The following is a 12562-nucleotide window of genomic DNA, read 5'->3' as shown; positions in this document are numbered from 1 at the left end:
TTGGCCTCGGTTCACCTGAGAGTAGCGATGACCACCCCAACAACACCGACGGGCATACACGCGGCCGACGAGGAGCACATCCCCGTTCTCGATGAGTCCCTGAGGGGCGGCGCTCACACTGTCGCCGAGGAGGTCATCCCGCTCGTTGAGGAGACCGCGAGCATCGGCAAGCGAGAGGTCGTGACCGGGCGCGTGCGCGTGCAAACGGTCACCGACACCATCGAGGAACTCGCCCGTGCGGACGTGCAGCGGGAGAGTGTGGAGGTCACCCGCGTGCCAATCGACAAGGTGGTCGAGACTGCACCCGAGATCCGAACCCAAGGCGACGTGACCATCCTTCCGGTCGTCGAGGAGGTGCTCGTCGTCCAGAAGCTTCTCGTCCTCAAGGAGGAACTGCACATTCGGCGCCGCGTCACAACAGAGACCGTAGAGGTGCCGGTCACCCTGCGCAAGCAGCGCGCCATCGTGGAGCGAGTGGCTCCCGATACCACAGCCCCCGAGGAGGAGGTAACCCAATGAGTTCCGGAATGACGACAGGATCCACAAGCAGTAGGTTGGTGACGGCATTCTTTGACAGCCGCACCGATGCCGAGGAGGCCATCAGCCGTCTTCATGCGGCGGGCATTGCCCGTGACGGCATCCGCCTGACCCCCAGCGAGCAGGACACCGGCACCTCGAGCAGCACGGGTACGCAATCGTTCCCTGAGGCCAGCAACAGCCTGTGGGAGTCGCTGCGCGATCTATTCCTGCCGGACGAGGACCGCCACACCTACGCCGAGGGACTGCGCCGTGGCGGGTACCTGGTGTCGGTGCAGACCCGCGATTCCGACTATGAGCGGGTGATCGACATCCTTGATGATGAGGGCACGATCGACATTGACGAGCGCTCCAGCTCCTGGCGCTCCGAAGGTTGGACGGGCACATCGGATGTGCTGTCCGGCAGCACGGCCAATCTGACCACAGGCGCCTCCCGCACCTCCAGTACCGCCGCGAGCACCGGATCCGCATTGGGTGCGACCTCGGTGAGCACATCCTCAGAGCGTGTCTCGGGACGGGATGAGGTGATCCCAGTCGCCGAGGAGGAACTGCACGTTGGAAAGCGCGACGTGAGCCACGGCCGCGTGCGTGTTCGGTCCTACGTGGTCGAGCGGCCGGTCAGTGAGCAGGTGAGCCTGCGCGAGGAGCACGTGGAGGTGGAGCGGCGTCCCGTGTCCGGCGCTACGCACGCTGGGGATCCCTTCCAGGAGCGCACAATCGAGATCGAGGAACGCGGTGAGGAGGCGGTGGTCTCCAAGGAAGCCCGTGTGGTCGAAGAGGTTGTGGTTCGCAAGGAGGCCGAGCAGCGCACGGAGACGATTTCCGACACCGTGCGCAAGACCGAAGTCGACGTCGAAGACGAGCGCGGCACCGGTGTCAGCGGCACCGGAACGACTGATCGGAAGGTGTAGCCGTCCAACACATCCCGGCGCTCCGCCTCCTTGGACCAACCCTGCCGGAGGCGGAGCGCCATTAGGCCCGAACGTTGGGACACCCACGGAACACCGCGGAATGGCTCTCCAGGCCATTGTGCTCATAAAGGTCAGGAGCTGGCACTTCTCAGAAGCAAGCCGAAGGTCGGCTTCGGGCGGAAACAGCGGACGTTCCTGAAGGCCGGAGATCGTCGCTGGGTGACCCCTTCCGGACGTTCCGGTTCTCTGGGAGCCACTACGTGCCTCTAGGAGCCGAGCTGCTGCTTCAGATGCATACGCATGACGATATCTTGATCATAGTTCCCGAAACCGCGGCCAAAGATATTGATCCCACCAGGATGGCTGGCGGCGTCGTCAATCCCGATCTTCAACCGAATACCGTGATGTTTTTCGAGCTCGAGCTTGTCGAGTGATACATCCGATATCTGGACGTCGTTCACCGAAGTTCCACTCCGGGAGATCTGCCAGGTGACAAGCTTGCCATACTGCGATCCCTCCAACTTCCACCATTGTGGCGTGTAAACACCGCGCTTGTCGCCAAAGTCGCTCGGTGAGATCCAGCTTCCAACTTTCACATTGTTGACCCACAGGCTAATTTCAGACGGCCAGTCAAGGCTCGTACCCGGAACCTCGGACGACAGTTCCATGACAAACTCGAGCTTGTCGATCTTAGCTCCCAGAACCTTGCCGTTGTTAGGGAATTTGTACTCGACGAAGCCGCGTCTGAACCAAATCAGCGATGCGCTCATGCGATTTGGATCGAGAAAGAAATCCGGCACATCCAGAACACCCAAAACATTCTCGGTTGAGCATAGGCCACACGGGGCGCTCACATCGCAGCTCGTGTAGAGCCCAATCGGCATAGATACCTCGACGTGGTCCTTGCTCTTGAGCGCATCCTGATCATCAAATCGGATGATGATTTCGTCATACCGGATTGAGCAGACCTTCTGCTGTCCCTTGGAGGCCTTAAGCGTCTCTGTCTCAATCAGCCCTGAGCGCTCGAGTACCTGGATATGAGTCGCTATTGTCGACTGCGGCAAATCTAGCGCGTCGCTGATCTCATTAACGTTCAGCGGTCCGCGCACACGTAGGAGTTTGAGGATCCTGACACGGGCGGGCGAGGCGATCCCTCGAAGTGGCTCCGAGCTTTCCTCTGCCACAAGTGTTAGGAAGTTTCTTTTGATGTCAGGCATTTAGCTACTCAGCGCGGATGCTCGCCGTGGGTGACCACGGTCTCTCGAACGATAAGTATCGGAAGTTTGGATATATATCAATGATGCCGTTGACCGTTGCGAGAAACTCATGACTAATTAAGAAAAAAGATAATGATCAACCATGGAGGAGCGCCAATGCGAATTCTACGCTTGCTTACCCTTGCGTCCGGTCTAGCTCTCGCTGCGACCACAGCGATGTCCCAAACAACCGTCCCGGGCGTGCCTCGCAACGAGACAATCATTCTTGAAAATCCGGAAGGTACGATCAAGAACCCCGGTTGGTTCAACATCTGGACGATTAACGCGGGAGGGCAGTGGACTGGGCTCCATCAACTCGCGCTCGACACACTATGGTACATTGATCCAGAGCGGGGTCTCGAAGGAGCATGGCAAAACTCGCTTGCGGCGGAAAAGCCGATCTACAACGAGGACTTCACCGAAATGACGGTGAAGTTGCGCCCGGGGATTTACTGGAGTGACGGCGTAGAGTTCACGCCCGATGACCTCATCTATACTGTCGAGACCCAAATCAAAAATCCTGGCATGCGGTGGAGTGCCCTGCTGGCATTGAACGTCGAAAGTGTCTCTTCGCCGGAGCCCTGGACCGTTCGTTTCAAGCTGAAGAGGCAAAACTCCCGCTTCCACTCACTTTTCACAGTCCGCTTCAACGGTATCTGGATGATGCCGAAGCATGTCTTCGAGAAAGCAGCCGATCCTCAGAAGTTTGACTTTAACCCTCCGGTTTCTCTCGGTGCCTACAAGCTCCACAGCTATGATCCCGACGGCAAATGGTACGTCTGGCAGAAGCGCGATGACTGGCAACGCACGGCTCTCGGGCGCTATGGCGAGCCCGGCCCGAAGTATGCGGCCTATATCGACCCTGGCCCACCGGATAAGCGCGTGATTGCCCAGCTCAACCACAACTTAGATGTGGTGCATGACGTTGCGCCCGAGGGCATGTTCACTCTGTCCAAGCAGTCACCGAGCCTGAAGACTTGGTTCAAAAACTTCCCGTTCGCGCATCCAGACCCGACGCTGCCCTCTGTTATCTTCAACATGCAGAACCCAGCCTTCCAGAACCGCGACGTGCGTTGGGCGTTGGCTCTGCTGATCGATGCCAAAGCTGTTTCAATGGCCTCCTATCGCGGCGCTGCGACCTTGTCGCCAATTGGGATCCCTCCGACGGGAACCCATCCGGACGACTACCACATTCCACTCCAAGATTGGCTCGCTTCCTATGAGATCGATACGGGCAAGAGTAAGATCAAGCCGTACGATCCGAACATCGGTAACCAGATTGCCGACATGCTGCGTCCTACGATGAAGGAGCAAATCCCGACTGACCCGGCGGAGATCAGGAAAGCGTTCGGCTATGGGTGGTGGAAGCCTAACCCACAGGCGGCTGCGGAATTGCTCGAGAAAGCCGGCTACACCAAGCGCGGCAACGCCTGGTACACACCAGACGGCAAGCCGTTCTCAATCAAGCTGATGGTCGAGGGTGATTCCCGTCCGATCTTGACCCGCGCTGGCACCATGATCGTTCAGCAGTGGCGCCAGTTCGGCATCGATGCCAAGACGGAGGTGGCTCAAGGGACGATGCTTGACCGTCGGAATGCTGGCGATTTCGAGACGCTCATATCATGGAGCGTGGAGACCTATGGTGGTCATCCGGACCTGTCGTACTTCCTCGACAGCTGGCATTCCCAGTTCGTCGCAGCCCCGGGCAAGACGCAATCGCCCCGCAACTGGCAGCGTTGGAGCAACCCTGAGCTCGATAGAATCATCGAGGAGGTTCGCCGGATTTCCTTCGATGACAAGCGGACCGTCGAACTTGGCCGCGAGTACGCTAAACTCATCGTTCGCGAAATGCCGATCATCCCGCTCATGGCGTACAACGTCTTCACTGCCATGGATGAGACCTATTGGACGGGATACCCAACCGCGGAAGACCCTTACGCAAACCCGGTCCCGAATTGGGGCAACTCCCGCTCGATGATGGTGAGGTTGAAGCCAAAGCAGCAGTAGCGCTCAGACATCTCCTTACTTTCCTCAGACAAGGAGCGGCTATGAGAGCTTACCTGACCTACCTGTCTAAACGGCTGGTGCAGTTCGCGGTCGTCGTATTCGTCGGGATCAACATCACCTATCTGGTGACGCATATGACCCCGATTGATCCTGTCGAACAATCGATCTCGGCAGCCACCTCATTTGGCAGCACCAGCCCGGAAGCCATTGAGATGATGCGGCAGTCGCTGCGCCAGCTCTATGGTCTCGAGGGTTCGCCGTGGGAGCAGTATGTATCGTTCTGGAAACGAATTCTGGTCGGTGACTTCGGCCCCTCCTTGTCGGCCTTTCCAACACCGGTCTCGCAGCTCATCCTGCGAGCCCTTCCCTGGACCGTTGGCCTCTTGCTGGTTTCGACGCTCCTGACGTGGTTCCTTGGTAACTTGCTTGGCGGACTTGCTGGCTACTACAGGAACAGCCGGGTCCTCAGGGCATTCGGCGTGATCAGCATGGCACTTAAACCCATCCCGTATTACGTCGTCGCGTTGGTGCTCCTCATCATCTTCGGTTTCCTTTGGCCTGTTCTGCCGATCAGCGGCGGCGCCACAATGGCCTCGGACCGTTCCAACACGTTTGCCTTCGCGCTCGACGTGGCGGTTCACTCGATACTACCGGTTCTGTCGCTCATGGCCGTTGGTATCGGCGGGTGGTTCATGGGTATGCGCTCGCTCGTATCTAACGTTGTGACCGAAGACTACGTGATCTACGCGGAGCTTGCTGGCGTGAAGCGCAACAAGATCCTGGGATCCTATGTAATGCGGAACGCTCTTGGCCCTCAGGTGACGGGCCTCGCGTTGCAGCTCGGGGCCATTTTTAATGGTGCGATCATCACTGAGTACGTCTTTGGCTACCCAGGCGTCGGATCACTCCTGATCAGCGCGGTCCATGCCGGCGACTACAGCCTGGTTCTCGGTATTACGACCATCTCAATCGTGGCCGTCTCCGCCACCGTCCTGCTGATCGATCTCCTCTATCCACTGATCGACCCGCGCGTGGAGGCACGCTGATGAGTGCGTTCAAGATCTTTCGTGATCTCTTCAGTCATAATGGCGAGTTCGCCATCGGCCTAGTGCTGCTACTCGTTGTGCTGGCAGTCGCCGCGTGCTCCTTCTTCTCGCCCTATCCGCCGATGGATGTTTATGTTGTTCCCCCCGATGTGCCGCCCTCGTGGGAGCATCCGCTGGGCACGACATCGCGTGGGCAGGACGTATTCTGGCAGCTCACTTTCGCGATCCGGAATACTCTCCTCTTCGGGATTGTGGTGGCAATCCTCAGCCGTATCATATCTCTCTTTGTAGGACTGATCTCAGGCTACAAGGGTGGCTGGGTAGACCGCGTCCTGATGTCAATAAACGACACGTTCGTTGTCATTCCACTCTTTCCCATTTTGGTGCTATTCTACTTCATCATGCGGGACCAGATGTCCTGGGCATTACTCGCAGTGATCACCGCGCTGCTGGGATGGGCCTACGACGCGCGATTGATCCGATCCATCGCCATGAGCCTGCGGACCCGGGAATTTACCCGTCAAGCAGTATTCTCAGGTATGAGCACCGGAAAGATCGTTCTTCAGGAGCATCTGCCATTCGTATTGCCAATCGTGTTCTCGACCACCATGAACAACATTAACTGGTCGATTGGCATTGAGGTGACGCTGTCCGTCCTCGGTTTCACCGACATCAACACGCCCACCATTGGCGGCATGATATACTGGGCAAACCAGCATGCCGCCTTGGTATCCGGCATCTGGTGGTGGGTCACCTTCCCGGTTGCTCTCGTCATCATGCTGTTCATCGGCCTGTTCCTGCTCGCTATTTCGATGAATGAATACATCGACCCGCGCAGCCGCCTCAGCCGTCTTGGAGGTCAGGCATGATCACTGAGCTACGCTCCATACCTCTGTCCCCCGAAATGAGGGCGCCGCAGACCGCTCCGCTGCTCGAAGTGGACCGTCTGAAGGCCTATTATAAGACGCAGATGTTCGGTGTTGACCGCGAGGTGAGGGCGGTTGACGACATCAGCCTTAAGGTCAACCGCAACGAGATCTATGGCCTTGCAGGCGAGTCGAGCTCGGGAAAGAGCTCACTTATCAAGACTATCGCAGGCGCTATCCGCCCCCCGCTCAGAGTTGTAGAAGGATCGGTAAGGTTCAACTTTAAGGATGGGGAGCGGGACATCTACAAGCTTTCGCCGCAGGAGCTGTCGGCGATCCGCTGGAGTCATTTGTCCTACATCATGCAGGGTTCCATGAGTGTGCTGAACCCCGTCCGACGGATTAAGCATGCCTTCGTGGACTTCGCATTGCCGCACGTGAATGCGAAGGGAGCCGACTTCACTAGCCTTGTGGAGCGGCACCTCAAGCGGGTCCACCTTGACCCTGCGGTCCTCCAGGCCTACCCGCACGAGTTGTCAGGTGGCATGCGGCAGAGGGTGACAATCGCCCTAGCAACTGTCTGCGGACCCGAATTCATCATCGCAGACGAGCCGACAACGGCGCTGGACGTGATTGTCCAGAAAGGCGTGCTCTTGATGCTGCGGGAGATTCAGCAGGAACTCAGGTCGTCGGTCCTGTTCGTCACTCATGACATGGCGGTTCACGCCAATCTCACCGACCGTCTCGGCATCATGTATGCTGGCCGCCTGGTGGAGGAGGGCAGGACGCGTGACTTGTTCAAGAGACCACTCCATCCCTACACGGCGCATTTGATCTCAAGCCTGCCGCGCATTGGGGACGAGGCGCCGAAGAAAGGCCTTGAGGGCTCACCCCCAAGCCTAGCCAATCCTCCGCCAGGGTGCCGCTTTCACCCCCGGTGTCCGCTAGCCATCGATATCTGCCGCCTCGAGGCTCCTCCCATGATGGAGATCCTGCCTGGGCACCGGGCAGCCTGCCACGTGGCACAGGCCGATCCCACCCGGGTCGAGACGGTCGGATAGGGAGGCGACTGCATGACCCCGAACCTTCTTGACGTAGAGAATGTCGATAAGATCTTCACGAGAGGCGGTATCATCTCACGGAGGGTCAACCATGCCGTGAACGATGTCAGCTTCTCTCTCACAGCGGACAAACCCGAGGTGTTCACCATTATTGGTGAGTCCGGGAGTGGAAAAACCACTCTCGCGGGCATGATCCTGAACAGCTTAGCTCCGACAAGCGGGCGTATCCTGTTCCAGGGAAAAGACCTGCGCGATGTCCGCAGCCGCCGTGATCGACTGGAGTTCATGAGCCATGTGCAGGCGGTCTTCCAGAATCCGTTCGATGCTTTCAATCCCTTGAAGCGCGTCGATCGCTATCTCTTTAGTGCAGCTCAGAATTTCACGGAGTGCCGCACGACCGACGAGGTGGAGGAGCGGGTTGACGACTCGCTTCGCAAGGTTGGCCTCTCGCTTGCCGAAGTCCGGGGGCGCTATCCGCATGAAATGTCGGGCGGGCAGCTCCAGCGTGTGGCGATCGCCCGCGCACTTGTGCCAAATCCGTCCCTGATCGTCGCCGACGAGCCGGTCTCGATGATCGACGCATCACTGCGCATGACTGTGATCAACCTGTTCAAGAAGCTGCGCGATGAACTCGGTGTCTCGATCATCTACATTACGCACGATCTCGCGACCGCCTATTACATCAGCGACCGTCTGATCATCATGCAAAAGGGCAAGGTAGTAGAGGGCGGAGACGCTCGGACCGTGTTAGCCGCGCCACAGCATCCCTACTCCATCAAGCTTCGCCAAGCGGTTCTATCGGTCGACGGAGCTTGGCGTGACGATCCCCTCACGGAGGCCGTGCACGTAGTGGCAAGCTGATCCACCCTTTTGTTCCCACTGACAGTTCAAGATGAGCTTACCTGCTTAACTATTGGAGCCCTCTAATGAAAGTAGCCAAAGTCACCATTGACCGCGATTTCTCCATCGCGGAAACAGATCCACGCCTATTCGGCGCCTTCGTCGAACATTTGGGGCGGTGTGTTTACGGTGGCATCTACGAACCGGGCCATCCAACCGCCGATGAGCACGGATTCCGAGCGGATGTGCTTGAGCTCGTCCGCGAGCTGGCGCCCACCATTATCCGCTACCCGGGTGGAAACTTCGTTTCCGGTTATAATTGGGAGGATGGTGTCGGCCCAGTGGAGAACCGCCCGCGGCGGCTTGATCTCGCCTGGATGTCGACCGAGCCGAACACATTCGGCACCAATGAGTTCATGGACTGGTGCCAGGCGGCCGGTGTGGAGCCTATGATGGCTGTCAATCTCGGCACCCGGGGTCCTGACGATGCCAGGCGCCTCCTGGAATATTGCAACTTCCCGGGTGGTACGGAGCTGTCCGATCTGCGCCGCGCTCATGGATGGGAGAAGCCTCACAACGTGAGGTTCTGGTGCCTGGGCAACGAGATGGACGGCCCATGGCAGATGGAGACCAAGACCGCGTGGGAATATGGGCGGATCGCGGCTGAGGCCGCCAAGCTCATGAAATGGATTGATCCAAATATTGAACTCGCCGCTTGCGGCTCGTCCTCGCGCAACATGCCGACCTTCGGTAGCTGGGAGGACACTGTACTCGAGCACTCATTCGACCACGTCGAATACATCTCTCTGCACACTTATCTAAACAACTATGCGGATGATACTCCGGCATTTCTTGCAAGTCCGGACCTGATGGACAGCTTCATCGAAGAGGTTGTCGCCATCGCGGACGCAGTGGCCGCTCGTCGTCGCTCGCCCAAGCGCATCATGCTGAGTTTCGACGAGTGGAACGTTTGGTACCGCACCCGCCGCAAGAACGAGGGCCGGGTCAAGCTCGGTTGGCCCGTCGCGCCGCCGATCCTTGAGGAGATCTACAATATGCAGGATGCGCTTGCTTTCGGCGGCGCCTGTATCTCCCTGCTCAATCACGCCGATCGGATCAAGTCGGCCTGCCTTGCGCAGCTGGTAAACGCCATCGCTCCGATCATGACCGAGACCGGCGGGCCTGCATGGCGCCAGTCCATTTTCTACCCGTTCAAGGATATGAGTAATCTCGGGCGAGGCACGGTGCTGCAAACGAAGGTGGACTCACCTACCTACGAGACGACGTACTATGATCCACGCGGTACGTCCGAGCTGCGGTTCCCGCTTCCTGCTGTTCCATATCTCAAGCTGTCCGTGGTTCACAACCATGATGAGGATTGCGTCACCATCTTCGCGCTCAACCGTAGCCTGGATGAGAGCCTGTCGATGGAAGCTCTCGTACGCGGCTTCGAGAACATCACGGTCAAGGAGGCGCACCAGCTGCGCAACGACGATCTGATGGCTGTCAACACGAAGGATGCACCGGATACGATCACGCCCGCTCCTCTGGAAGGTGTTGAGATTTGGGGAGAGCAGGTACGGGCCAAGCTTGCACCTGCTTCGTGGAATGTTATCCGACTGGAGGTAAAGAAGCAGTAAGCGGGTTAACGGAACTGCCGCAGAAGGGCTGCTTGGGAGGTCACGCACAGAATATACCTACCAGGAGGGGCTTTGCCCCTCCTGTGCTTTACTGTCTCCAACTGCTTAACTGAACGGATGGAAAAATTTTCTGCATCAAACTTGAAGTATGGGCATTTTGGGCATCGAGGCATCCGCGTCGAACCGTTCACTTCACAACACACAGACTTGGCAGGCCTGCGAATGTAGCTAGAGAAAAAGCGAGCGTGGGCCAGGACCAATTTTTGAGTCTCATACGTAACAGCTCTCATACTGGTCAGTAGATGAAAGCTGAGCTTGAGAGCTTTAAGTCCGCGTGCACGGCGCCTGACCGAAGGTTAGGCCTTAGCTCACCAGATGTGCTTCAACGCGGATGCGAATGGAAGAGGTTTAGACAAATGAGCGAAGACGAGAAGCGCCAGCTCCGGAGCCAGGCTTGGTTTGGGCGCCAGGACAAGATGGGGTTCTATTACCGGTCCTTCCTCAAGAACAGCGGCTTCCCCCAGGACCAGTTCGACGGCCGCCCGGTGATCGGCATCTGCAACACCTGGTCCGAGCTCACCCCCTGCAACGCCCATTTCCGCACCATTGCCGAGCATGTGAAGTATGGCGTGCTCGATGCCGGCGGCTTCCCGCTCGAGTTTCCCGTCTCCTCGCTCGGCGAGGTGACCATGCGCCCCACCGCCATGCTGTTTCGCAACCTCGCCGCCATGGACGTGGAGGAGGCGATCCGCGCCCATCCGCTCGATGGCGTCGTGCTGCTCATGGGTTGCGACAAGACCACCCCTGCCCTGCTCATGGGTGCAGCTTCCGCCGACCTGCCCACCATCGGGGTCTCGGGCGGCCCGCAGCTGCGCGGCGTCTATCGCGGCAAGATCATCGGCTCGGGCACCAACATCATCTCCATGAGCGAGCAGCTGCGCGCCGGGGAGGTCACGCTGGAGGAGTTCCATGAGGCGGAGGGCGGCATGAACCGCTCGGCCGGCCACTGCATGACCATGGGCACCGGCTCCACCATGGCGTCCATGGTCGAGGCGCTCGGGGTCGGCCTGCCGGAGAATGCCGCCATTCCCGCGTCCGATGCGCGGCGCAACCAGCTTGCCCGCATGGCCGGACGCCGCATCGTCGAGATGGTGCACGAGGATCTCGTGCTCTCGAAGGTCATGACCCGCCAAGCTTTCGAGAACGCCATACGCACGCTCGCAGCCGTCGGCGGCTCGACCAACGCCGTGGTGCATCTGCTGGCGATTGCCGGGCGGGTCGGCATCGATCTCACCCTCGACGACTTCGATCGGCTCGGGCGCGACATCCATTGCCTCGTCGATCTCATGCCGTCGGGCCGCTTCCTGATGGAAGACTTCTACTATGCCGGCGGCCTGCCGGTGGTTCTGCGCACGCTGGGCGAACGCGGGCTGCTGCACAAGGACGCGCCGACCGTCAACGGCAAGACGATCTGGGACAACGTCAAGGACGCCCCCTGCTGGAACCGGGAGGTGATCACCTCCTTCGAGGAGCCGTTCAAGCCGGAGGCCGGCATTGCCATTCTCAAAGGAAATCTCGCACCCAACGGCGCCGTCATCAAGCCGTCGGCGGCTTCGCCCGAACTGATGCGGCACACCGGCCGCGCAGTCGTGTTCGAGACGATCGAGGACCTGCATCACCGCATCGATGACGAGGATCTCGACATCGACGAGACCTGCATCATGGTGCTCAAGAATTGCGGTCCGAAAGGGTACCCGGGCATGGCCGAGGTCGGCAACATGCCCCTGCCGCAGAAGCTGCTGAGAAAGGGCGTCCGCGATATGATCCGCATCTCGGATGCGCGCATGTCGGGCACCGCCTATGGAACCGTGGTGCTGCACGTGGCGCCAGAAGCCGCTGCCGGCGGACCGTTGGCGCTGGTCGAGAGCGGCGATCTGATCACCCTTGATGTGGTGGCCCGCAGCCTGCATCTTCATGTGGAGGCGCAGGAGATGGAGCGCAGGCGCGCTGCGTGGGTTCCGCCGGAGCCCCATGCGACACGCGGCTGGGCCAAGCTCTATGTCGAACATGTTCTGCAGGCTGATAAAGGTGTCGATCTGGACTTTCTTGTGGGCCGCACCGGCTCGCCTGTTCCGCGCGACAACCACTAGGCAACGAGAATCAACATCATGAAGGAAGAGATCATGTCCGCAACCGGCAGGAGCTCCACCCGCCCCTATCGTGGCGTGTTCCCGGTGGCGCCAACCATCTTCGACGACGGCGGCCGCCTTGACTTGGAAGGTCAGAAGCGCGCCATCGATTTCATGATCGATGCGGGCTCCGACGGCCTCTGCATCCTGGCGAATTTCTCCGAGCAGTTCCTGCTGCGCGACGAGGAGCGCGAAGCCGTGATGACGAC

The 12562-nt window shown here is 59.1% G+C and carries 11 protein-coding genes; 10 read left to right on the top strand and 1 reads right to left on the bottom strand.

Translation table 11 applies throughout. The features are described 5' to 3' along the window. Positions 1-27: 27 nt before the first annotated feature. Complete coding sequence (locus MA07_RS01700; protein ID WP_081928708.1) at positions 28-519, top strand: DUF2382 domain-containing protein; 492 nt, start codon at positions 28-30, stop codon at positions 517-519. A 38-nt stretch (positions 520-557) separates the two neighbouring features. Next, entirely contained in the window at positions 558-1448 is an 891-nt protein-coding gene (locus tag MA07_RS01695) for a YsnF/AvaK domain-containing protein (protein WP_244445122.1), read from the top strand. 266 nt (positions 1449-1714) lie between these two features. Here MA07_RS01695 and MA07_RS01690 read toward each other — a convergent pair whose 3' ends face one another. Continuing rightward, on the bottom strand, positions 1715-2665 hold the full coding sequence (locus MA07_RS01690; RefSeq protein ID WP_200879306.1) for a helix-turn-helix domain-containing protein: 951 nt from the start codon (positions 2663-2665) through the stop codon (positions 1715-1717). Between the two features lie 216 nt (positions 2666-2881). Between MA07_RS01690 and MA07_RS01685 the strand changes: the two genes are divergently transcribed. From MA07_RS01685 to MA07_RS01650, 8 genes are all read left to right on the top strand, one after another. Beyond that, positions 2882-4711, top strand: a complete 1830-nt coding sequence (locus tag MA07_RS01685) for an ABC transporter substrate-binding protein (protein ID WP_244445121.1) — start codon at positions 2882-2884, stop codon at positions 4709-4711. 41 nt (positions 4712-4752) lie between these two features. Then, positions 4753-5757, top strand: a complete 1005-nt coding sequence (locus tag MA07_RS01680; protein ID WP_036346177.1) for an ABC transporter permease — start codon at positions 4753-4755, stop codon at positions 5755-5757. Next, a complete protein-coding gene (locus tag MA07_RS01675; protein ID WP_036346174.1) occupies positions 5757-6626 on the top strand; it encodes an ABC transporter permease in 870 nt (289 codons plus the stop codon). Before MA07_RS01680 ends, MA07_RS01675 begins: the two co-directional genes overlap by 1 nt. Beyond that, on the top strand, positions 6623-7684 hold the full coding sequence (locus MA07_RS01670; protein ID WP_081928707.1) for an ABC transporter ATP-binding protein: 1062 nt from the start codon (positions 6623-6625) through the stop codon (positions 7682-7684). Before MA07_RS01675 ends, MA07_RS01670 begins: the two co-directional genes overlap by 4 nt. A gap of 12 nt (positions 7685-7696) precedes the next feature. Next, entirely contained in the window at positions 7697-8545 is an 849-nt protein-coding gene (locus MA07_RS01665; RefSeq protein ID WP_052002724.1) for an ABC transporter ATP-binding protein, read from the top strand. Positions 8546-8610: 65 nt separating this feature from the next. Next, the gene (locus MA07_RS01660) at positions 8611-10164 is read left to right on the top strand and encodes an alpha-N-arabinofuranosidase (RefSeq protein WP_036346172.1); all 1554 of its coding nucleotides are present in this window, start codon (positions 8611-8613) and stop codon (positions 10162-10164) included. Between the two features lie 416 nt (positions 10165-10580). After that, positions 10581-12314, top strand: a complete 1734-nt coding sequence (locus MA07_RS01655; RefSeq protein WP_036346170.1) for an IlvD/Edd family dehydratase — start codon at positions 10581-10583, stop codon at positions 12312-12314. A gap of 33 nt (positions 12315-12347) precedes the next feature. Next, the coding region (locus MA07_RS01650; RefSeq protein WP_200879305.1) for a dihydrodipicolinate synthase family protein at positions 12348-12562 on the top strand (215 nt) is incomplete at its 3' end.

It is taken from the genome of Microvirga sp. BSC39 (genome assembly GCF_000739015.1).
GTDB lineage: Bacteria > Pseudomonadota > Alphaproteobacteria > Rhizobiales > Beijerinckiaceae > Microvirga.
The sequence above is the reverse complement of the archived record's forward strand: the minus strand, read 5'-3'. Positions and strand labels throughout refer to the sequence as shown.

Coding starts and splice junctions, on each gene's coding strand:
- MA07_RS01700 (WP_081928708.1), top strand. CDS start 28: ATGACCACCCCAACAACACCGACGGGCATACACGCGGCCGACGAGGAG.
- MA07_RS01665 (WP_052002724.1), top strand. CDS start 7,697: ATGACCCCGAACCTTCTTGACGTAGAGAATGTCGATAAGATCTTCACG.
- MA07_RS01670 (WP_081928707.1), top strand. CDS start 6,623: ATGATCACTGAGCTACGCTCCATACCTCTGTCCCCCGAAATGAGGGCG.
- MA07_RS01690 (WP_200879306.1), bottom strand. CDS start 2,665: ATGCCTGACATCAAAAGAAACTTCCTAACACTTGTGGCAGAGGAAAGC.
- MA07_RS01660 (WP_036346172.1), top strand. CDS start 8,611: ATGAAAGTAGCCAAAGTCACCATTGACCGCGATTTCTCCATCGCGGAA.
- MA07_RS01675 (WP_036346174.1), top strand. CDS start 5,757: ATGAGTGCGTTCAAGATCTTTCGTGATCTCTTCAGTCATAATGGCGAG.
- MA07_RS01680 (WP_036346177.1), top strand. CDS start 4,753: ATGAGAGCTTACCTGACCTACCTGTCTAAACGGCTGGTGCAGTTCGCG.
- MA07_RS01685 (WP_244445121.1), top strand. CDS start 2,882: ATGTCCCAAACAACCGTCCCGGGCGTGCCTCGCAACGAGACAATCATT.
- MA07_RS01655 (WP_036346170.1), top strand. CDS start 10,581: ATGAGCGAAGACGAGAAGCGCCAGCTCCGGAGCCAGGCTTGGTTTGGG.